The following is a 20097-nucleotide window of genomic DNA, read 5'->3' as shown; positions in this document are numbered from 1 at the left end:
GGCAGGTCGCGGGGATGGACAGGACCACGACCATCGAAACGCTGATCCTCGGCGCCGGCGCGGCGGGGCTCTTCGCCGCCGCCCATGCGGGCGGCGACACGGTGGTGATCGACCACGCCAAGGCCCCGGGCGAGAAGATCCGGATCTCGGGCGGCGGCCGGTGCAACTTCACCAACCTGCGGACCGCGCCGGGAAATTTCCTGGGCGCCAACCCGCATTTCCACAAATCCGCCCTCTCGCGCTACACGCCGTGGGACTTTCTCGACCTCGTCGGGCGGCACGGCATCGCCTGGCATGAGAAGACGCTGGGCCAGCTGTTCTGCGACGGCCGGGCGACGCAGATCGTCGCGATGCTGATGGCCGAGGCCGAGCGCGCCGGCGCCGAGGTCCGGCTGCGCACCGAGCTGGTCGAGATCGCGCGAGACGAATCGGGGTTCCGGGCGGTGATCGAGACCGAGGGCCGGCGGCAGGAGCTGCGGGCGCGGCGCGTCGTGGTCGCGACCGGCGGCAAGTCGATCCCGAAGATGGGCGCGACCGGCCTCGCCTACCGCATCGCGGCGCAGTTCGGCCTGCCGGTGACCGAGACGCGCCCGGGCCTCGTGCCCTTCACCTTCCCCGACCGCTTCGCGCCCCTTTCCGGGGTCTCGCTGCCTGTGCGCGCGACCGCCGGCGGCGCGAGCTTCGACGAGGCGATGCTGTTCACCCATCGCGGCCTGTCCGGCCCGGCGATGCTGCAGGTCTCTTCCTACTGGCACGAGGGCGAGGAGATCGCCGTCGATCTCGCCCCCTCGGGGACGCTGGCGCAGGCTCTGAAGGACGCCAAGCGCCGCGAGGGCCGCAAGGCGCTCAAGACCGTGCTGGCGCAGCAGCTGCCGGCGCGACTGGTCGATCACCTCGCCACCGAGCACGCGCTGTCCGGCAACATCGCCGACCAGTCCGACCGCGCCATCGACGCGCTCTGTGACAGCCTGCGGAACTGGCGGATGACGCCGGCGGGCACCGAGGGCTACCGCACGGCGGAGGTGACGCTGGGCGGGGTGTCGACCGACGCGCTGTCGTCGAAGACGATGGAGGCCAAGGCGGTGCCGGGTCTGCATTTCATCGGCGAATGCGTGGACGTGACCGGCTGGCTCGGCGGCTACAACTTCCAATGGGCCTGGGCTTCGGGTTTCGCCGCCGGGACCGCGATCGCCGGCGCGCGCTAGCCGTTGCCCGGGGCCTCGAAGCGGATCTCGAGCGTGAAGGGCGACATCGGCGCGCGCATCAGCGGCCCGACATGCAGGCGGAACGGCCGGACCCGGTCTTCGCCCCAGCCGACATACATCCGCTGATCGGTGGCGTCCCAGCCGCCGGGGGCGGCGGTGATCATGCCGCGTCCCTCGACCACCACGACCGAGAAGTTCTGCTGCACCGGGATGTCGAGCAGGTAGCAGGCCACCTCGTCGCCCGAGGCCTGCCCCTTCACGTGCCCCACCGTGTAGCCCGCGGGAAACCGCAGCATCTGGCACTGCTGCGCGGCCGCCGGCGCGGCCAGCGTCACCGCAGCCAGAGCGGCCGCCACCATCGATCTTCGAAACATCACTCACCTCCTGCACCGCAACGGAGGCCAGCCTAGCACGCGGCCGGGGTTCGCCCGATCAATCGAAGGGCGTGGTGACGCTCAGAGCCGGGCGCGCACCTCGGCCACGAAATCCTCGCCGCGCTTCTCGAAGTTGTCGTACTGGTCGAAGCTCGCCGCCGCAGGCGCGAGCAGCACCGTGTCGCCCGGCTCGGCCTCTTCCATGGCGCGCGCGACCGCGACGGCCATGGCGCCGCAGATCTCGGCCTCGACACCCGGCAGCTTGAGCGCGAAAGCCTCGGCCTCGCGGCCGATCACGTAGGCCTTGGCAACGTGGGAAAGCTGCGGTGCGAGGCTCGCGAGCCCGCCCTCCTTCTCCAGCCCGCCGCAGATCCAGCGGATGCGCGGGAAGGCGGCGAGCGCCTTGGCGGCGCTATCGACATTGGTGGCCTTGGAGTCGTTGACGAAGGCCACGCCATCCTTCTCGGCCACGCGCTGCGAGCGGTGCGGCAGGCCCGGATAGGAGCGCAGCGCCGCCTCGATGCCACGTGGGCCGAGGCCGAGGCTGCGCGCCACCGCCCATGCGGCGCAGGCGTTCTGGTGATTGTGCGCGCCCGGCAGGCCGGGCACGTCGCGCAGGTCAACCGAGGCGACCTGCCGGCCCTTGCGCCATTCGCTCAGGAAGCCCTTGCGGGCGAAGACGTTCCAGCCCGGCCCCTGCAGCTTGCGCCCCGAGGAGATCGCGATCACCCGGTCGTCCGCGGCGGCCGTGGCGAGCTGGTTGGCGAGGAAGCGGCCCTCGTTCTCGTCGACGCCGATCACCGCGCGGTCGGGCCCGCCCTCGGCGAAGAGCCTACGTTTCGCGGCGAAATAGCCGCCCGGCCCGGCATGGCGGTCGAGATGGTCGGGCGAGAGGTTGGTCAGCACCGCGACGTCGGGCGTGAGCGCGCGCGCAAGCTCGGTCTGGTAGCTCGACAGCTCGAGCACGACCACCTCGCCGTCCTGCGGCGGATCGAGGTCGAGCACGCCGCGGCCGATATTGCCGGCAAGCTGCGCCGGCCGACCGTTCTCGACGAGGATGTGGTGGATCAGCGCCGAGGTGGTCGACTTGCCGTTCGAGCCGGTCACGGCGACAACGCGCGGCAGCGTGTCGAACTCCTCGAAGCCCTCGGCCGCGAAGCTGCGGAAGAACAGGCCGATATCGTTGTCGACCGGCACCCCCGCCTCCCAGGCGGCCTGTATGGCGGCATGCGGCGCGGGGTAGAGATGCGCGATGCCCGGCGAGGTGACGAGCAGCGAGACGCCCTCGTAGGCCGAGGCGCGGGTCAGGTCGCGCAGCTCGATCCCCTCGGCCTCGGCGGCCTCGCGCCCCGAGGGGCCGTCATCCCAGGCGACGACATCCGCGCCGCCCGCCTTCAGCGCCGCCGCCGTGGCCCGGCCCGACCGGCCGAGGCCCAGAACGGCGATGGTCTGTCCCTCATGTCCACGCACCGGGATCATGGTCGTTCTCCGTGAAAACTCAGCGCAGCTTCAGCGTGGCGAGGCCGATCATCGCGAGGATCAGCGAGATGATCCAGAAGCGGATCACGATCTGCGGCTCCGACCAGCCCTTCTTTTCGTAATGGTGGTGCACCGGCGCCATCAGGAAGACCCGGCGCCCCGTGCGCTTGAAGTAGAACACCTGGATGATCACCGACAGCGCCTCGACCACGAAGAGGCCGCCGACTATCGACAGCACGATCTCATGCTTGGTGGCCACCGCGATGGCGCCGAGGCCACCGCCCAGCGCGAGGCTGCCGGTGTCGCCCATGAAGACCGCCGCCGGCGGCGCGTTGTACCACAGGAAGCCCAGCCCGCCGCCGATCAGCCCCATGGTGAAGACGAGGATCTCGCCGGTGTCGGGCACGTAGTGCACGCCCAGATACTCGGTGAAGTCGGTGCGGCCCACCGCGTAGGCGATCACGCCGAAGGCGCCGGCGGCGATCATCACCGGCATGATGGCGAGGCCGTCGAGGCCGTCGGTCAGGTTGACCGCGTTGGCGGCGCCGACGATCACGATCATCGCGAAGGGCACGAAGAGGATACCGAGATTGAGCAACAGCTCGTTGAAGACCGGGAAGGCGAGCTGGTTGGTCAGCGCCTCGGGATGGTGCATCGCCGCCCACCAGCTGGCGAGGCCGGCGATGGTGAAGCCGATCGCGAGGCGGACCTTGCCGGAGACGCCGGCCGTGTTCTGCTTGCGCACCTTGGCGTAGTCGTCGGCGAAGCCGATCAGCGCGAAGCCCAGCGTCACGAACAGCACCATCAGCACGTAGGCGTTGTCGAGCCGGGCCCAGAGCAGGGTCGAGGTCAGCACCGCGCCAACGATCAAAAGCCCGCCCATGGTTGGCGTGCCGGCCTTGGCCATGTGGCCCGCCGGCCCGTCGATCCGGATCGGCTGGCCCTTGCCCTGGGTGCGCCTGAGCACGTCGATCAGCGGCCGCCCGAAGGCGAAGGCGAAGAGCAGCGACGTCAGGAAGGCCCCGCCCGCACGGAACGTGATGTAGCGGAACAGGTTGAACAGGTCGCCGCCGTCGGACAGCAGCGTCAGCAGATAGAGCATGGGCCTCAGGCCTCCTTTTCGCCGGAGCGGGTCCGTTGCCCCAGTTTGCGGATCGCGTCAACGGCGCGGCTGACCCGGCTGCCCTTGGAGCCCTTGACCAGCACGATGTCGCCGGAATCGACCAGCCGGTCGATCTGCGGGACCAGCTCCTCGACGGTTTCGACCCAGCGCCCGCGCCGTTCGGGCGGCAGCGCCTCGTGCAGCGCCCGCATGCGCGGGCCGACGCAATGGACGGTGCGCAGCGCCGCCATCGCTGCGTCCTCGGCCAGCGCGGCGTGCAGCTCGTGCTCGCGCGGGCCCAGCTCCAGCATGTCGCCGAGGATGGCGATGCGGCGGCCGCGATGCACCCGGCCGACGCCGTCGCAGGGCTGCCCGGCGGCCAGCACGGCCAGCGCCGCCGACACCGAGGTCGGGTTGGCGTTGAAGGCGTCGTCGATCAGCTCGAGCGTCTCGCCCTCGCGGGCGGGGTCGATCACCACGGTCTCGCGGGTGCCGCGGCCGGAGGGCGGCGCCCAGCTGGCGAGGTTGCAGATCACCCGGGCGCGGTCGGCGCCCATGGCCTGCGCCGCGGCGATCACGCCGAGCGCGTTGAGCAGGAAATGCCGGCCCTCCGTCGCGATCTTCAGCGCGATCTCGGTGCGCCACAGCCGGGCCTTGCCGACCGTCGCGCCCTCGCGTACATGCGCCTCGCGCAGCCGGTGGTGGTTGCTGACCCCGGCGCCGAAGCCGATGATCCGCGCCTCGCGGGCGCGCGCGGCGGCGCGCAGGATCGGGCTGACCGCCAGATCGCCGTTGATCACCGCGCAGCCGCCGGGCTCGAGCCCCTCGAAGATCGAGGCCTTCTCACGCGCGATGCCCTCGACGTTCTCGAAGGCCTCGAGATGCACCGCCGCGACGGTCGTGATCATCGCCACATGCGGGCGCGCCATGCGCGCCAGCGGCGCGATCTCGCCGGGGTGGTTCATGCCGATCTCGATCACCGCGAACTCGGTGTCGGCCGGCATCCGCGCCAGCGTCAGCGGCACGCCCCAGTGGTTGTTGTAGCTGGCCTCGGCGGCGTGAACGCGGCCCTGCCCCTCGAGCGCGGCGCGCATCATCTCCTTGGTCGAGGTCTTGCCGACCGAGCCGGTGATCGCAACAACCCGCGCCTCGGTGCGCGCGCGCCCGGCGATGCCGAGCCGCTCCAGCGCCGGCAGCACCTCGTCGACGAGCAGAAGCGGCGCGTCTTCGGGAACGTCTTCGGGAATGCGGCTGACAAGTGCTGCAGCCGCGCCCTTCTCCAGCGCCTGCGCGACGAAGTTGTGGCCGTCGCGCGCCGCCTGCAGCGCCACGAAGAGATCGCCGGGCCTGAGCGTGCGGGTGTCGATCGAGACGCCGTCGGCCTGCCAGTCGCGGGTGGCGCGGCCGCCGGTCGCGGAGGCAGCGTCAGAGGCGGTCCAGAGGCTCATGCCCGACCCTCCAGCGCTGCGACGGCGACCGAGGCCTGCTCGGCGTCGTCGAAGGGCAGCACCGCGTCGCGGACGATCTGCCCGGTCTCGTGGCCCTTGCCGCAGATCAGCAGCGCGTCGCCCGGCCCCAGCGCATCGACGCCGCGCAGGATCGCCTCGGCGCGATCGCCGGTCTCGGTGACGCTCTCGGCGCCGCCGACCACGCCGCGCGCGCCGTCCATCACCGCGGCGCGGATGGCGGCGGGGTCCTCGCTGCGCGGGTTGTCGTCGGTGACGATCACCGCGTCGGCGTGATGCGCGGCGGCCGCGCCCATCAGCGGCCGCTTGGTGCGATCACGGTCGCCGCCGGCGCCGACGATGGCGACGATGCGCCCCATCACATGCGGGCGCAGTGCCTTGAGCGCGGTCTCGACCGCGTCGGGGGTGTGGGCGTAGTCGACGAAGACGGTCGCGCCGTTCTCGCGCTGCGCGGCGAGCTGCATCCGGCCGCGGACGGTGGTGAGCTCCGGCAATGCCCGGAACACCATGTCCGGATCCTCGCCCGCCGCGATCACCATGGCCGCCGCGAGAAGCACGTTCTCGGCCTGGAAGCCGCCGACGAGGTCGAGCCGGGTCATCCGCGCCGCGCCCTGCCAGGAAAAGCGCAGCTCCTGGCCGGTGGCATCGAAGCGCTGGTTCAGCAGCCGCAGACGCGCGTCCTCGTGCCGGCCGACGCCGATCACCTCCTGGCCACGCCGGGCGCAGCGCGCCGCGACCTCGCGGCCCTTGGCATCGTCGAGATTGACGGCCGCCGCGCGCTCGTCGGGCAGCACCCGGTCGAACAGCGCCATCTTGGCCTCGAAATAGGCCTCGAAGCTGCCGTGGTAGTCGAGATGGTCCTGGGTGAAGTTGGTGAAGCCCGCCGCCGCCAGAAGCACCCCGTCGAGCCGGTGCTGGTCGAGCCCGTGGCTCGACGCCTCCATCGCGACATGGGTGACGCCGGCGCGCGTGGCCTCGGCCAGCGCCCGGTGCAGCGTGATCGGCTCGGGCGTGGTGTGCTTGAGCGGGTGGGTCCAGGCGCCCTCGATGCCGGTGGTGCCGAGATTGACGGCGCGGCGACCCAGCGCCACCCAGATCTGGCGCGCGAAGGTCGAGACCGAGGTCTTGCCGTTGGTGCCGGTCACGGCGATCACCGTCTCGGGCTGCGGCCCGAACCACAGCGCGGCCGCGCGGGCCAGCGCCTGCCGTGGCTCCTCGGAGAGCACCAGCGCGACCGATGCGCCGTCGAGCGCCGTGGCGGCGATGCGCGCGCCCTCGGCATCGGTCAGGATCGCCGCCGCGCCCTTCTCGATCGCCATGGCGACGAATCCCGCGCCATGCGCCGTGCTGCCGGGCAGCGCCGCGAAGAGATGGCCCTCGCGCACCTCGCGGCTGTCGACCGACAGCCCGCTCAGCCGCGCCTCGCGGCCGCCTTGCGCCGTCAGCCCCAGATCGGCCAGTGAGGCCCTCTTGCCGTTCATGTCGTCCCCGCGGATCAGTTCGCAGCGAGCGATATACCCTGCTCGGGCGCGCCTTCAACCTGCGGCCTGAGACCCAGCAGCGGCGCGGTGCGCCGGATCATCTCGGCCGCGACCGGCACGGCGGTCCAGCCGGCGGTGCGGCGCGGGATCGAGCCGGTGGTCTCGACCGGTTCGTCGAAGGTCACGACGAAGACGTATTTCGGGTCGAGCGCCGGGAACATGCCTGCGAACGTGGCGATCACCTTGTCGTCGTAATAGCCGCCGCCGTTTTCCCTCGGCTTGTCGGCGGTGCCGGTCTTGCCGCCCACCTCGTAGCCCTCGACATCGCCGAGGCTGGCGGTGCCGCGGCTGACCACGGCGCGCAGCATGGCGCGGCTGGCGGCGGCGGTCTCCTCGCTGACCACGCGCTCGCCGGGGCCGCGCGCCGCGTCGTGCAGCAGCGTCGGCGTCACCTTCAGCCCGCCATTGGCGAGCGTGGCGTAGCCGGCGGCCAGATGCAGCGGCGAGACCGAGAGACCGTGGCCGTAGGAGATGGTCATGGTCGAGATCTCGGACCATTGCGCCGGCAGCAGCGGCTTGCCGGTCGGGGCCTCGACCATCTCGACCTCGGTCGGCTCGAGCATGCCGAGCTTGTCGAGGAATTCGCGCTGCTTCTCGGCGCCGAACATCAGCGCGATGCGCGAGGTGCCGATGTTGGAGCTTTCGACGATCACGTCGGTGACCGACAGCTCGGGCCCGTAATCGTGGAAGTCGCGGATCCGGAACCGGCCCCAGGTCATCGGGCCCTTGGTGTCGATCATGGTCGAGGGCTTGACGAGACCCATCTCGAGCCCCTGCGCCACGGTGAAGATCTTGAACACCGAGCCCAGCTCGTAGACGCCCTGCACCATGCGGTTGAAGAGCGGGCTGTCGGCGGGCGAGCCCTGCGTCAGCGGGCGCGGGCGGTTGTTGGGGTCGAAGTCGGGCAGGCTCGCCATGGCGACGATCTCGCCGCTGTCGGCCTCCATCAGCACGGCGGCCGCTCCGCGCGCGTTGAGCAGGTTCATGCCGCCCGCCAGCACCTCCTCGACCGCCGCCTGCACGCTGAGATCGAGCGACAGCTGCAGCGGCGCGCCCTCGTTGGCCGGGTCGCGCAGATAGGCGTCGAATCGCCGCTCGACCCCGGCCACGCCGATCACCTCGGCCGAGGACACGCCTTCGCGGCCGTAGCTCGCGCCGCCGAGGATATGCGCCGCGACCGGGCCGTTGGGGTAGATCCGCATCTCGCGCGGGCCGAACAAGAGGCCCGGATCGCCGATGTCATGCACCGCCTGGCGCTGCTCGGGGCTGATCTGCTTGCGGATCCACAGGAACTTGCGCGGGCCGGTGAAGTCCTCGAGCAGCTCCTCCTCGTCGAGCTCGGGGAAGATCGCCGCGAGCTCGCGCGCCGAGCGCACCGGGTCGACCATCTGCGGCGGCTGGGCGTAGAGCGCGTAGGTGTCGAGATTGGTGGCCAGCACCCGCCCCTTGCGGTCGGTGATGTCGGCCCGCTGGGCGATGATCGGGTTGCCGCCGGCCGTGGCGCGCGGCTCCTCGGCCGGGGCGCCCGCCATCGCGGCCATGCGCAGACCGACCGTGCCGAAGACCAGCGCGAAGGCCGCGCCGAGCACCAGCAGACGCCCCTCGGCGCGCGAACGCGAGCGGTCCCGCGCCTCCTCGTGGCGCAGGCGCAGGTTCTCGCGCTCGATCGCGTCGGGGTTCTCGCCGCGTTCACGGGCCTTGAGGATGCGCGCCAGCGGGCGCAGAGGGCGGCGGATCACAGCGGCTCCTCGTCGGTGTTCATCATCGCGGTCGAGACCTCGACCGGGTTCATGATCGGCGGCAGCATCTCGGGCGGGAAGCCGACCTGCCCGACATGGCCGAAGGCCTCGGGGGTCATCGGCAGGAGCGCGAGCCGGTCGAAGTTCAGGTCGGCGAGGTCGCGCAGGCGGTCGGGACGGTTGAGATAGGCCCATTCGGCGTTGAGCATGCCGAGCCGGGCATGCGCGGCGCCGATCTGGGAGTAGAGCTTGCGCACGTCGCGCAGGCTTTGCTGGGTGCGGTAGTTCTCTTGGTAGGCCCAGAAGCCGAGCCCGACGACGCCGAGCGCCACCAGCACGTAGATCACGCCCCTCATCCGCGTTTCTCCCTCTTGTCCAGTACCGGCATCCCGAGCGCCGCCGGGTCGGCCCGCCCGGCCGGAGCATCGGTGCGCCGCGCCAGCCTGAGCCGGGCCGACCGCGCCCGCGGGTTGGCCGCAAGCTCGGCCTCGTCGGCGGCGACGGCCTTGCGGCCGACCAGCTCGAAGGCCGGCGGCGGCCCCTCGATCTCGGGTGCGAAGCGGTTGGCGCCGCCGGTCGCGCCGGCGCGCAGCTGCATGAAGCGCTTGACCATCCGGTCCTCGACCGAGTGGAAGGTCACGACGCCCAGGAGCCCGCCGGGCTTCAGCGCCCGCTCGGCGGCGGCGAGCCCCTCGTAGAGCTCGTCGTATTCCTCGTTCACCGCGATGCGCAGCGCCTGGAAGCTGCGGGTGGCGGGGTGGCTCTGGCCGGGCTTTTGGCGCGGCAGGCAGGATTTCACGATCTCGGCCAGCTGCAGCGTGGTGGTGACGGGGCGCGCCGCGACGATGGCGCGGGCGATGCGGCGGCTCTGCCGCTCCTCGCCGTAGAGGAACAGGATGCGCGCGAGATGCGCCTCGTCGGCCTCGTTCACCAGATCGGCGGCCGAGGGGCCGGTCTTGCCCATCCGCATGTCGAGCGGCCCGTCCTTCTGGAAGGAAAAGCCCCGCTCGGGCTGGTCGATCTGCATCGAGGAGACGCCGAGGTCGAGCACCACGCCGTCGAGCGGCTCTCCGGCCAGCTCGTCGAGGCGGGAGAACCGGCCCTCGCGCAGGACCAGCCGCGCCCCGTAGTCGGGCGCCCAGGGCTTGGCCATCTCGAACACGCTGGGGTCGCGATCGACGCCGATCACCTTGTCGGCCCCGGCCTCGAGCAGCGCGCGGCTGTAGCCGCCGGCGCCGAAGGTGCCGTCGAGCCAGGTGCCGCGCACCGGCGCCAGCGCCGCGATCAGCGGGCGCAGCAGGACGGAGACATGCGGCTCTTCGGAATTGGACATGGATCAGAGGCCTTCCACGAGGCTGAGCGGGTCGAAGCCCTCGGGCTGGTCGTCGAGCCAGTCGCTGACTTCCTGGCCGACGGTGCTTTCGAAGGTATCGGCCTTCCAGATCTCGAAATAGTCGCCGACGCCGAGGAACAGCACCTCGCCCTGCTCGAGGCCGAGCTTGCGACGCTGGCGGATCGGCATGACGATCCGGCCATCGCGGTCCACCTCGAGCTTCATCGACTGGCCGAGATAGAGCCGGCTGACCATCAGCTTCTGCTTGGAGCCGGCGGGCATGGCCCGGATCTGGGCGGCGATGCGGTCGAATTCCTCGACCGAATAGACCCTGAGATTGTCTTTAAGATGGTCGCCGAACTGCAGGTAAAGCCTGGGAGAAAGCCCTTCGGTCCAGTCCGGGTCGCCGGCCTCGAGCACACGGCGGAAATCGGCCGGGATGGACATGCGCCCTTTCCCGTCGATCTTCTGCGGATACTCTCCGGTGAAGCCCAGCACGAGGTTCCCGAGACCCTTTCCCATGCCCTCCCAGGTCGAAGACCCCATGAACCGAAAACGGCGGACCGAGCTGCTGCCACTGCTCGATCCGCCGCATCGTCCCGTTGCCGGGAAGTCCGATCGCGCGCGCCACCTGGGGGGATGTCTGCTCGCTCGCGCGCCGGATCTCTTGTTAGAAAACAGCGGGTTGCCTGTATGAACCTGCTCTAGTTCTGCCGATGGGGTCTTTGGCGCCCCTGTCCGTCATTACCGCCGCTTCCTTGGCCAAAGGGATGCCATGGGAATTCATGGGAGGCAACATGTTTCATGCCTGAAGCAGCGACGGCGCTTGCGCGCGGGGCGACTCCAGATGCCTGAATCGGCAACCCCAGGAGGATCAGATACAAGGTGATGTGGAGAAGCGCCCAGCACGACCCATATATTGGGCTGCCATGGCTGTGGCCGAAATACTGCGCTTCCAAGTCCGTGTTTCGCGGGCCCTGTGACGCTCTGCCACTTTCTTGCCGCAATTAACCCACGGATGCACGAAAAGATCCACAGATTGTGGATAAAACTGAAGATATCCACAGACAGGCCGACGAATCGTGATCGGGGATTCGCCTTTCCGGCGAAACGACCCGCCGGAAAAGGCGCTCACACGCGACCGCGGCGAGGCGGTCCCATGCAATCCCATGACCGCTCCCATGCGGTCCCAAAGATGGTGGTGGGGCCGTGCCCCGATCAGGCCATGCCGCCGGCGACGAGGCCCTTCGCGATCCGGCGATAGGCGTCCGACATCGGGCCCTCGCCGGCCGCGACCGGGGTGCCGGCATCGCCCGCGAGCCGGGTCTCGAGGTCGATCGGCAGGCTGCCCAGCAGCGGCGCGCCGAGCTTCTCGGCCTCCTTTGCAACGCCGCCATGACCGAAGATGTGCGATTCGTGCCCGCATTCGGGGCAGACGAAGACGGACATGTTCTCGATCAGCCCCAGCACCGGGGTCTTCAGGGTCTTGAACATGTCGATCGCCTTGCGCGCGTCGAGCAGCGCCACGTCCTGCGGCGTCGAGACCACGAGGGCGCCGGTCATATGCGTGCGCTGGCACAATGTCAGCTGCACGTCGCCGGTGCCCGGCGGCAGGTCGATGATCAGCACGTCGAGTTCGCCCCAGGCGACCTGGCCGACGAGCTGCTGCATCGCCCCCATCAGCATCGGCCCGCGCCAGACCACCGCCTTGTCGGGATCGACCATCAGGCCGATCGACATCATGGTGACGCCATGCGCGTGCAGCGGCTCGATGATCTTGCCGTCTGGGGATCCGGGGCGCTTGGACACGCCCATCATCCGCGGCTGGCTGGGGCCATAGATGTCGGCGTCGAGCAGGCCGACCCTGCGGCCTTCGCGCGCGAGCGCCACCGCGAGGTTCGAGGCCACGGTCGACTTGCCGACCCCGCCCTTGCCGGAAGCCACGGCGAGGATGCGGTCGATGCCGGCCACGCGCTGCGGCCCGGTCTGCCCCGGTGCCTGCGGCGTCGGATGCCGGCCGATCTTGAGCGAGGGCGCGTCTCCCTTGGCGCCGGCCGGTGCCGCGGGGGCGGCGGGGCCATGCGCGGTCAGCACGGCGCTGACGCGTTCCACGCCCGGCCGGGCGGCGATCGCGGCCTCGGCCGCGCGGCGCACCGGCTCGAGACCACGCGCCATCTCGGTCGAGGGTGCCTCGATGACGAAGCGGACAGTGCCGCCATCGACCGCGAGCGCCCGGACCATGTCGCGCGAAACCAGATCGCCGCCGTCGGGCAGGCCGATGCGGCGCAGTTCGTCGAGGATGTCGTCGCGGGTCAGGCTCATGGAAACTCCGTCTCACCGGGCGCGTCATGCGTGCGCCGCTCGATTTGCGCGCAAGCCTCTACCTTTGCCGCACAAAGCGCAAGCAGCCGGCATACGCGCGAAATCACCCTAGGTAAGCTCCCGTATTCACAGAACTTTCACCATGCGTTTGCTGCATAGCAGCATTGCCGACGGACGGGATTGTGCATCCGCAGCACGAGCCTATTTTGGATCTCGAAGACGCAATACGGCGCTTCGTGACGACCGGTCCCGCGATCTGGGGACCCAGAGCAAGAGACCGGCCCCCCGACGGGGCCCCGAATGAAAGAGGTATGCATCATGGCATACACGACCGACACCCGCGCCACCGGCTTCGGCCAGCGCATCGCCGAGTTCCGCGCCAGCCTGGCTGACCGGATCGCCCGCCAGAAGATCTATCGCAGCACCTACAACGAGCTGCAGAGCCTGACCGACCGCGATCTCGCCGATCTCGGCATCAGCCGCTCGGCGATCAAGGGCATCGCGATCGAGGCCGCCCAGGCCCGCTGAGTTTTCCGCTTCCCGGCCGGTTCCTCCTCCTCCCTGAACCGGTCGCGAGCCGCGGTCCCGCTCCCTCCTCCTCCCTGGAGCGGTCCGCACCAAGGCGACGGCATCTCCTCCTCCCTGATGCCGTCGCTTTGCCAGATACCGAGATACGGGTCGTCCATCCTCCTCCCTTGGGCGACGCGTAGATCAGACCGGCAGGGTCCTCCTCCTCCCTGACGCTGCCGGTCGCACGAGACGCCGAGGCCCCCTCCTCCTCCCTGGGGCCCGAGCGGATCGATAGCGGCGGGGCTCTCCTCCTCCCTGCCCCGCCGCTCACAGTTTCACGGGATACGGGCCGCCCCTCCTCCTCCCTGGGCGGCGCGTAGATCGGACCGGCAAGGCTCTCCTCCTCCTTGGGCCTGCCGGTCGACCGAGACTCGGGCCGCCCTCCTCCTCCCTGGCGGGCCGGGAATCGCAGCGGCGGGACCACCTCCTCCCCGGTCCCGCCGCTTACAGTTTCAAGGTCGCGCGCCTCTCCTCCTCCCTTGGGGCGCACGGACCAGACCGGCGGGGCCCTCCTCCTCCCTGGCCCCGCCGGTCGATCCAGACACGGATGTCCCTCCTCCTCCCTCGGGGCATTCGTTGCATAGAGCGGCCGGGCTTCCTCCTCCCTGCCCGGTCGCTCGTCCGAGACGGATGCGGTCCTTCCTCCTCCCTTGGGGCCGCAGACCGGACAGACGGCGGCGCCCTCCTCCTCCCCGGGCGTCGCCGTTTCTCGTCTCAGGGGTCTTCCCTTCGCCACCGATCGGTGCAGAGTGCGGCCCATGACCACGCTCGCCATCCTTCCCGCGCTCATGGGCTTTGCCCTCGTCACCCTGTTCACGCCGGGGCCGAACAACCTGATGCTGATGGCCTCGGGCGCCAATTTCGGCCTGCGCCGCAGCGTGCCGCACATGGCCGGCGTGGCGCTGGGCTTCGCCGGCATGGCGGGCCTGGTGGGTCTGGGCCTCGCGCGGGTGTTCGAGATCTGGCCGCTGCTGACGCAGGTGCTGCGATTCGCCAGCGTCGCCTTCCTGCTCTGGCTCGCCTACAAGATCGCGACCGCCGCGCCGAAGGCGGCCGACGCCCCCGAGACCGAGGGCCGGCCGCTCACCTTCCTGCAGGCGGCGGCGTTCCAGTGGGTGAACCCCAAGGCCTGGGCGATGGCGGTGACCGCGACCAGCGCCTACGCGGCGCATCAGGGGCTGTGGGGCGTGGCGCTGGTGGTGACGGTCTTCGCGGTGATGGGCACGCTCTCGGCCGGGCTCTGGACGGTGCTGGGCCAGGGGCTGCGGCGGCTGCTTTCGGCGCCGTGGCGGCTCAGGGCCTTCAACTGGACGATGGCGGCGCTGCTGGTGGCCACGCTCTGGCCGATCCTGAACGCGCTCTGAAACGCGAAACGCCGGGGCGATGCCCCGGCGCTCCAGTTTCCCCATCCGATCGGCAGGATCAGCTTTCGGCGAAGGCCTGCATGACCTCGTCGGAGGCGTCGACATTGGTAGTGACGTTCTGCACGTCGTCGTCGTCCTCGAGCGTCTCCACCAGCTTCATCAGCTTCTGGAACTCCTCGAGCTCGAGCGGCGTGCGGGTCTGCGGCTTCCAGATCAGCTTGGCGGTCTCGCTTTCGCCGAGCGCTTCCTCGAGCGCGGTCGACACCTCGTTGAGATCGGTGTCGGCGCAGTAGATCCAGTGGCCGTCCTCGTCGCTCTCGACATCCTCGGCCCCGGCCTCGATCGCCGCCATCATGACGGTGTCGGCGTCGCCCGCGCTCGCCGGGTAGAAGATCTCGCCCTTGCGATCGAACATGAACGACACCGAGCCGGTCTCGCCGAGATTGCCGCCATGCTTGCCGAAGGTCGAGCGCACGTTCGAGGCGGTGCGGTTGCGGTTGTCGGTCATCGCCTCGACGATCACCGCCACGCCGTTCGGGCCGTAGCCCTCGTAGCGGATCTCGTCATAGCTCTCGGCGTCGCCGCCCTGGCTCTTCTTGATGGCGCGCTCGATCACGTCCTTGGGGACGGATTGCGACTTGGCCTCCTTCACGGCCATGCGCAGGCGCGGGTTCTTCTCGGGGTCGGGGTCGCCCATCTTGGCGGCCACGGTGATCTCCTTGGAGAGCTTGGAGAACAGCTTGGAGCGCGCGGCGTCCTGGCGCCCCTTGCGGTGCTGAATATTCGCCCATTTGGAATGGCCGGCCATGGCGGGGCTCCTGTCGTGAAAAGCGTCGATCCGCGCATCTATATGCCAGCCCCCGTGAGGGGAGCAAGCCGGTCAGAGCGGGAAGAACACCGGGATGACCAGCGCCGCAGTCAGGGCGGTGAGCGCGTTGAGCGGCACGCCGATCTTGAGGAAGTCCGAGAAGCGGTAGCCGCCGGGGCCGTAGACCAGCGTGTTGGTCTGGTAGCCGATCGGCGTGGCGAAGGCCGCCGAGGCGCCGAACATCACCGCCACCACCAAGGGCCGCGGATCGACGCCGAGCGACTGCGCGAGACCGATCGCCACCGGCGTCAGGATCACCGCCACGGCGTTGTTCGAGACGATCTCGGTCAGCGTCGAGGCCAGCGCGTAGACCACCAGCACCAGCGCCCAGGAGGGCAGATCCATCAGGAACGGCGTGAGCCAGCCCACCAGCAGCTCGACCGCGCCGGAGCGGTCGAGCCCCGCCCCGACCGCGAGCATCCCGAAGATCAGCGCCAGCAGCCGCCCGTCGATGAAGGCGAAGGCCTCGTCGGCGTCGATGCAGCGCGTGAGCAGCACGACGCCGACCCCGAGGAAGCTCATCACCGCGATGTTGGCGACGCCCAGCGCCGAGAGCCCGACGATCGCCAGGAGCACGCCGATCACGATCGGCGCGTGGCCGCGGCGATAGGCCCGCTCGGAGGGCTGTGCGACGTTGACGAGGTTCATGTCGGCCGCGAGGCGCTGGATGTCGGCCATCGCGCCCTCGAGCAGCAGCGTGTCGCCGATCCGGACGACCAACTCGTCGATCTGCCGGCCGATGTTGCGGTCGCGGCGGTGCACGGCAAGGGTATAGACCCCGTAGCGGCGGCGCAGGCGCAGATCGCCGAGACGGCGGCCGATCATCTTGCAGTCCGGCGTGATCAGCACCTCGACGGTGGTGGTCTCGACCGCCGAGACCTGATCGACGCGGCGCAGGCTCTTGTTGGCCTGCAGCGACAGAAGCTCGGTCATCGCGGTGCGCAGCACCACGCGATCGCCGACCTGCAGCTGCACGCCCTGCAGGTTGCGCCGCAGCGAGGCGTCGCCGCGGATCACGTCGACCAGACGCACGCCGTCGCGCTTGAACAGCTGCACGTCGGTCACGTCCCGGCCGACGAGGTTGCTCTCGGGCGGGATCACCGCCTCGGTGAAGAAGCGCATCTTCGACTTCTGGTTCAGCAGCCCGGCCATCGAATCGCGGTCGGGCAGCAGGTGCCGGCCGATCAGCCCGAGATAGGTCACCGCCACGGCGGCGAGCACGAGGCCGGCGCCGGTGATCTCGAAGATGCCGAAGGGCTGCATGCCCGAGGCCTGCACCACGCCGTCCACCAGCAGGTTGGTCGAGGTACCGATCAGCGTCAGCATGCCGCCGAAGATCGCGAAGTAGCTCAGCGGGATCAGCAGCTTCGAGGGCTGGTGGCCCATCTGCGCCGAGAGCTTCACGAAGATCGGGATCATCACCACGACGATCGGCGTGTTGTTGATCACCGCCGACATGGCGAGCACGGTGAAGGTGAGCGTGATCAGCGTCGTGCGCGGCCGCTTCTCGACATGCCGCGCCGCCTGCGCCGAGAGCCAGTCCAGACCGCCGGTGCGCACCAGCGCGCCGACCACCACGAACAGCGCCGCGATGGTCCAGGGCGCGGGGTTGGCGAAGATCGAGATGGCGTCCTGCTCGGGCAGGATGCCGAGGATCAGCATCACCAGCGCGCCGGTGATCGCCACCACCTCGACCGGGTAGACCTCGCGCAGGAAGGCCAGGAACATGCCGGCCACGATCACCATGGCGGCGATCGCCTGGTAGTCGGGAGTCAGCGTCAGACCGAACATCGCACGCCCACTCCTTTTCCGGCAGCGCCGCTCAGACCGGCCCGGCGGACGACAGGCGTCCGCCCTGGCGGACCATCTCGACCCGTTTGGCAAGGCCCGTGCGGTCGTCGGTCTCGACATAGAGACCGCACAGCGTGATCTCCTGCATCGCCGGCGTGAAACGCCCGCCCGGCAGGCCGGTGATGAAGCGCCGCATCGGCTCTTCCTTCTGCATGCCGATGACGCTGTCATAGTCGCCGCACATGCCGGCATCGGACTGGAACGCCGTGCCGCGCGGCAGGATCGTCGCGTCGGCGGTGGGCACATGGGTGTGCGTGCCAACCGCCACGCTGGCGCGGCCGTCGCAGAAATGGCCGAGCCCCATCTTCTCGGAGGTGGCCTCACAATGGATGTCGACGAGGCTCGCGGAGACCAGCCCGCCCGGCGGATGCGACTTGAGCACCGGCTCGAGCGCAGAGAACGGGTCGTCATAGGGCCGGCTCATGAAGACCTGGCCCAGCACCTGCGTCACCAGCACCTTGCGACCCTGCGTCGCCTCGAACACCCGCGCGCCGCTGCCGGGCGCGGATTTCGAGTAGTTCAGCGGCCGGATGATGCGCGGCTCGGCCTCGCAATACTGCATCATGTCCTTTTGGTCGAAGGCATGGTCGCCCAGCGTGATGACATCCGCCCCGGCCTCGAGGATCCCCTTGGCGTGCTCGGTCGACAGCCCCCGCCCGCCGGTCGCGTTCTCGGCATTGACCACCACGAAATCGAGCCGCCAGTCGCGGCGCAGGCCCGGCAGCCGTTCGGCCACCGCCTGCCGGCCGCCGCGGCCCATCACGTCACCAAGGAACAGTATTCTCATGCCACCGGGGATAGGGCCCACGTCCCGCGAGGGCAAGCGATGCGTTGCGGCACGTGGGCCACCGGCCCCCGCGAGACACCGGTCCGCATCGGAATCGGGCAGTCGGGCCGCCCGATGCCGTCCTCAGTCCGGCCGGATGATCCCGGCCTCGGTGACGATCAGGTCGAGCCGCTGGTCGGTGCCCTCGACCGGGATCTCCTCGGCCTCCTGCGCGGCGAAGGCGAAGCCCACCGCGATCACCGGCCCGGCGGCGCGCAGCCCTTCCAGCGTGCGGTCGTAGAACCCGCCGCCATAGCCCAGCCTGTGGCCCCGACGGTCGAAGGCCACGAGCGGCACGACCACGATCTCGGGCACCATCCAGTCGCCGTCCACCGGCACATGCGCGCCGAAATGGCCGCGCTCGGTGGTGCAGCCAGGCCGCCATTCGCGGAACCGCAGCGGCTGGCCCGCCCCGTCGATCACCGGCACGCCAACCCGGGAATGCCGGGCCGCGGCCTCCATGGCGGGCAGCGGGTCGATCTCGGTGCGCATCGGCATGTAGCCTGCCACCGGCACGCCCGGCCGTTCGGCCAGCCAGCGGGTCAGGTGGATCGCCTGCGCGCCCGCAGAGCGATGCGCCAGCTCGCGGCGCAGGAAGGCCGCCTCGCGCGCCGCCTTCTTGCGCGCCGCGAGCCCCGTCGCGAGGCTCACAGCAGCACCACGGAGGCAAGGCCGAGGAAGGCGAAGAAGCCCACCACGTCGGTCACCGTCGTCACGAAGGTGCCCGAGGCCAGCGCCGGATCGATGCCGAAGCGGTCGAGCACCACCGGGATCACCACGCCCGAGAGCCCGGCGATCACGAGGTTGATGATCATCGCCGCGGCGATCACCACGCCCAGCATGGGCGAGCCGAACCATATGAGCCCGACGACGCCCATGACGACGGCGAAGGCGATGCCGTTGATCAGCCCCACCGCCGCCTCGCGCCGGATCACCCGCCAGACGTTGGCGGTGGTCAGGTCGCGCGTGGCGATGGCGCGCACCGCGACGGTGAGCGACTGGGTGCCGGCATTGCCGCCCATCGAGGCGACGATCGGCATCAGCACCGCCAGCGCCACCAGCCCGGCGATGGTCTCCTCGAAGATCGAGATCACCAGCGAGGCGATGATCGCGGTGCCGAGGTTCACGGCCAGCCAGGGCAGCCGCTGCTTGGTGGTCTCGCGCACCGAGTCCGACAGCTCGGATTCGACGCCGACGCCGGCGAGGCGCAGGATGTCCTCCTCGTGCTCCTCGTCGAGCACGTTCATCGCGTCGTCGATGGTGATCACGCCGACCAGCCGGTCGTCGTCATCCACCACCGGGGCCGAGATCAGGTGGTACTGGTTGAAGGCATAGGCCACCGCGCCCTCGTCGTCCTCGACGTGGAAGGTCCGGAAGCTGTCCTCGGTGATGTCGCGCAGCTTGGTGGCGCGCGGCTTCGACAGCAGCCGCCCGATCTGCACGTAGCCCACCGGCTTCATCCGCGGGTCGACCAGCACCACGTGGTAGAACTGGTCTGGCAGCCGGTCGGAGCGGCGCAGGAAGTCGATCGCCTCGCCGACGCTCCAATGCTCGGGGACGCGCACCACCTCGACCTGCATCAAGCGGCCCGCGGATTCCTCCGGATAGGCCAGCGCCTTCTCGACCGCGATCCGGTCGGTCGCGGCCAGCGCGTCGAGCACCGCGGCCTGCTGGTCCTCGTCGAGATACTCGACGAGATCGACCACGTCGTCGGATTCGAGCTCGCGCACCGCGTCGGCCAGCTCGGTCGGCGCGAGGCTCTGGATCACCTCCTCGCGCAGGTTGTCGTCGAGCTCGGACAGGATCTCGCCGTCCATCCCGCCCTTCCACAGCGCCAGCAGCGCGCGGCGGTCGCGGGCGTCGATCTGTTCGAGCAGGTCGGCGATGTCGCCCGGGTGCAGTGGGTCGAGAAGCGCGTCGAGCCGCTCGGCGTCGCCCGCCTCGACCGCGTCGAGCACCTCGTCGAACAGCCGCGCCGGCAGGCCGAAATCGTCCTCGTCCTCGGGCGTGTCGATCTCGGTCTGGTCGTCCATGGCGGCCCTCTTCTTCTGTCGCGG

General features: G+C 70.1%; 18 protein-coding genes. 3 read left to right on the top strand and 15 right to left on the bottom strand.

The window, feature by feature from the left end:
- Positions 1-14 precede the first annotated feature (14 nt).
- Positions 15-1205, top strand: a complete 1191-nt coding sequence (locus tag BLT43_RS07290; RefSeq protein ID WP_090111406.1) for a BaiN/RdsA family NAD(P)/FAD-dependent oxidoreductase — start codon at positions 15-17, stop codon at positions 1203-1205.
- On the opposite strand, the gene BLT43_RS07285 is transcribed toward BLT43_RS07290, so the two are convergent.
- From BLT43_RS07285 to BLT43_RS07240, 10 genes are all read right to left on the bottom strand, one after another.
- Entirely contained in the window at positions 1202-1579 is a 378-nt protein-coding gene (locus tag BLT43_RS07285) for a hypothetical protein (RefSeq protein ID WP_131802631.1), read from the bottom strand. The two genes, BLT43_RS07290 and BLT43_RS07285, sit on opposite strands and share 4 nt — an antisense overlap.
- 81 nt (positions 1580-1660) lie before the next feature.
- Positions 1661-3058, bottom strand: a complete 1398-nt coding sequence (gene murD, locus BLT43_RS07280; RefSeq protein WP_090111402.1) for a UDP-N-acetylmuramoyl-L-alanine--D-glutamate ligase — start codon at positions 3056-3058, stop codon at positions 1661-1663.
- Positions 3059-3077: 19 nt separating this feature from the next.
- Positions 3078-4160 (bottom strand): phospho-N-acetylmuramoyl-pentapeptide-transferase, encoded by a 1083-nt coding sequence (mraY, locus tag BLT43_RS07275; protein ID WP_090111400.1) that lies wholly within the window; start codon positions 4158-4160, stop codon positions 3078-3080.
- A 5-nt stretch (positions 4161-4165) separates the two neighbouring features.
- The gene (locus tag BLT43_RS07270) at positions 4166-5608 is read right to left on the bottom strand and encodes a UDP-N-acetylmuramoyl-tripeptide--D-alanyl-D-alanine ligase (RefSeq protein WP_090111399.1); all 1443 of its coding nucleotides are present in this window, start codon (positions 5606-5608) and stop codon (positions 4166-4168) included.
- On the bottom strand, positions 5605-7107 hold the full coding sequence (locus BLT43_RS07265; protein WP_090111396.1) for a UDP-N-acetylmuramoyl-L-alanyl-D-glutamate--2,6-diaminopimelate ligase: 1503 nt from the start codon (positions 7105-7107) through the stop codon (positions 5605-5607). Before BLT43_RS07265 ends, BLT43_RS07270 begins: the two co-directional genes overlap by 4 nt.
- Before the next feature lie 14 nt (positions 7108-7121).
- Positions 7122-8906, bottom strand: coding sequence for a peptidoglycan D,D-transpeptidase FtsI family protein (locus BLT43_RS07260; RefSeq protein ID WP_090111394.1), 1785 nt, complete (start codon positions 8904-8906; stop codon positions 7122-7124).
- Complete coding sequence (ftsL, locus tag BLT43_RS07255; RefSeq protein ID WP_090111392.1) at positions 8903-9262, bottom strand: cell division protein FtsL; 360 nt, start codon at positions 9260-9262, stop codon at positions 8903-8905. The genes BLT43_RS07260 and ftsL overlap by 4 nt, the downstream gene beginning before the upstream one ends.
- Positions 9259-10239 (bottom strand): 16S rRNA (cytosine(1402)-N(4))-methyltransferase RsmH, encoded by a 981-nt coding sequence (gene rsmH / locus BLT43_RS07250; RefSeq protein WP_090111391.1) that lies wholly within the window; start codon positions 10237-10239, stop codon positions 9259-9261. The genes ftsL and rsmH overlap by 4 nt, the downstream gene beginning before the upstream one ends.
- Before the next feature lie 3 nt (positions 10240-10242).
- Positions 10243-10761, bottom strand: coding sequence for a division/cell wall cluster transcriptional repressor MraZ (locus BLT43_RS07245; protein ID WP_207497425.1), 519 nt, complete (start codon positions 10759-10761; stop codon positions 10243-10245).
- Positions 10762-11457: 696 nt separating this feature from the next.
- Positions 11458-12561, bottom strand: coding sequence for an Mrp/NBP35 family ATP-binding protein (locus BLT43_RS07240; protein ID WP_090111389.1), 1104 nt, complete (start codon positions 12559-12561; stop codon positions 11458-11460).
- A 318-nt stretch (positions 12562-12879) separates the two neighbouring features.
- On the opposite strand from BLT43_RS07240, the gene BLT43_RS07235 reads away from it, so the two are divergent.
- Positions 12880-13089, top strand: a complete 210-nt coding sequence (locus BLT43_RS07235) for a DUF1127 domain-containing protein (protein WP_090111387.1) — start codon at positions 12880-12882, stop codon at positions 13087-13089.
- Between the two features lie 800 nt (positions 13090-13889).
- Positions 13890-14495 carry a LysE family translocator gene (locus tag BLT43_RS07230; RefSeq protein ID WP_090111385.1) on the top strand — a complete coding sequence of 202 codons (606 nt, stop codon included), beginning with the start codon at positions 13890-13892 and terminating at the stop codon, positions 14493-14495.
- Positions 14496-14553: 58 nt separating this feature from the next.
- Here BLT43_RS07230 and BLT43_RS07225 read toward each other — a convergent pair whose 3' ends face one another.
- The 5 genes from BLT43_RS07225 to mgtE all read right to left on the bottom strand — a co-directional run bounded on the left by BLT43_RS07225 (position 14554) and on the right by mgtE (position 20073).
- Positions 14554-15303, bottom strand: a complete 750-nt coding sequence (locus tag BLT43_RS07225) for a YebC/PmpR family DNA-binding transcriptional regulator (RefSeq protein ID WP_090111383.1) — start codon at positions 15301-15303, stop codon at positions 14554-14556.
- 72 nt (positions 15304-15375) lie between these two features.
- Positions 15376-17154 (bottom strand): SLC13 family permease, encoded by a 1779-nt coding sequence (locus tag BLT43_RS07220; protein ID WP_090111381.1) that lies wholly within the window; start codon positions 17152-17154, stop codon positions 15376-15378.
- 31 nt (positions 17155-17185) lie between these two features.
- Positions 17186-18001 (bottom strand): TIGR00282 family metallophosphoesterase, encoded by an 816-nt coding sequence (locus BLT43_RS07215; protein ID WP_090111380.1) that lies wholly within the window; start codon positions 17999-18001, stop codon positions 17186-17188.
- A 123-nt stretch (positions 18002-18124) separates the two neighbouring features.
- Complete coding sequence (locus BLT43_RS07210; RefSeq protein WP_090111378.1) at positions 18125-18691, bottom strand: 5-formyltetrahydrofolate cyclo-ligase; 567 nt, start codon at positions 18689-18691, stop codon at positions 18125-18127.
- Entirely contained in the window at positions 18688-20073 is a 1386-nt protein-coding gene (gene mgtE / locus BLT43_RS07205) for a magnesium transporter (RefSeq protein WP_090111376.1), read from the bottom strand. The genes BLT43_RS07210 and mgtE overlap by 4 nt, the downstream gene beginning before the upstream one ends.
- Between the last annotated feature and the right edge of the window lie 24 nt (positions 20074-20097).

Origin of the sequence: Limimaricola pyoseonensis (genome assembly GCF_900102015.1) — a bacterium.
Classification (GTDB): Bacteria; Pseudomonadota; Alphaproteobacteria; order Rhodobacterales; family Rhodobacteraceae; genus Limimaricola; species Limimaricola pyoseonensis.
This window is presented reverse-complemented; position numbering and strand designations above follow the sequence as displayed.

What these genes read in the sequence shown, in the direction of transcription:
- BLT43_RS07290 (WP_090111406.1), top strand. Translation starts at nt 15, where the DNA reads ATGGACAGGACCACGACCATCGAAACGCTGATCCTCGGCGCCGGCGCG.
- BLT43_RS07285 (WP_131802631.1), bottom strand. Translation starts at nt 1,579, where the DNA reads ATGTTTCGAAGATCGATGGTGGCGGCCGCTCTGGCTGCGGTGACGCTG.
- murD (WP_090111402.1), bottom strand. Translation starts at nt 3,058, where the DNA reads ATGATCCCGGTGCGTGGACATGAGGGACAGACCATCGCCGTTCTGGGC.
- mraY (WP_090111400.1), bottom strand. Translation starts at nt 4,160, where the DNA reads ATGCTCTATCTGCTGACGCTGCTGTCCGACGGCGGCGACCTGTTCAAC.
- BLT43_RS07270 (WP_090111399.1), bottom strand. Translation starts at nt 5,608, where the DNA reads ATGAGCCTCTGGACCGCCTCTGACGCTGCCTCCGCGACCGGCGGCCGC.
- BLT43_RS07265 (WP_090111396.1), bottom strand. Translation starts at nt 7,107, where the DNA reads ATGAACGGCAAGAGGGCCTCACTGGCCGATCTGGGGCTGACGGCGCAA.
- ftsL (WP_090111392.1), bottom strand. Translation starts at nt 9,262, where the DNA reads ATGAGGGGCGTGATCTACGTGCTGGTGGCGCTCGGCGTCGTCGGGCTC.
- rsmH (WP_090111391.1), bottom strand. Translation starts at nt 10,239, where the DNA reads ATGTCCAATTCCGAAGAGCCGCATGTCTCCGTCCTGCTGCGCCCGCTG.
- BLT43_RS07245 (WP_207497425.1), bottom strand. Translation starts at nt 10,761, where the DNA reads ATGGGAAAGGGTCTCGGGAACCTCGTGCTGGGCTTCACCGGAGAGTAT.
- BLT43_RS07240 (WP_090111389.1), bottom strand. Translation starts at nt 12,561, where the DNA reads ATGAGCCTGACCCGCGACGACATCCTCGACGAACTGCGCCGCATCGGC.
- BLT43_RS07235 (WP_090111387.1), top strand. Translation starts at nt 12,880, where the DNA reads ATGGCATACACGACCGACACCCGCGCCACCGGCTTCGGCCAGCGCATC.
- BLT43_RS07230 (WP_090111385.1), top strand. Translation starts at nt 13,890, where the DNA reads ATGACCACGCTCGCCATCCTTCCCGCGCTCATGGGCTTTGCCCTCGTC.
- BLT43_RS07225 (WP_090111383.1), bottom strand. Translation starts at nt 15,303, where the DNA reads ATGGCCGGCCATTCCAAATGGGCGAATATTCAGCACCGCAAGGGGCGC.
- BLT43_RS07220 (WP_090111381.1), bottom strand. Translation starts at nt 17,154, where the DNA reads ATGTTCGGTCTGACGCTGACTCCCGACTACCAGGCGATCGCCGCCATG.
- BLT43_RS07215 (WP_090111380.1), bottom strand. Translation starts at nt 18,001, where the DNA reads ATGAGAATACTGTTCCTTGGTGACGTGATGGGCCGCGGCGGCCGGCAG.
- mgtE (WP_090111376.1), bottom strand. Translation starts at nt 20,073, where the DNA reads ATGGACGACCAGACCGAGATCGACACGCCCGAGGACGAGGACGATTTC.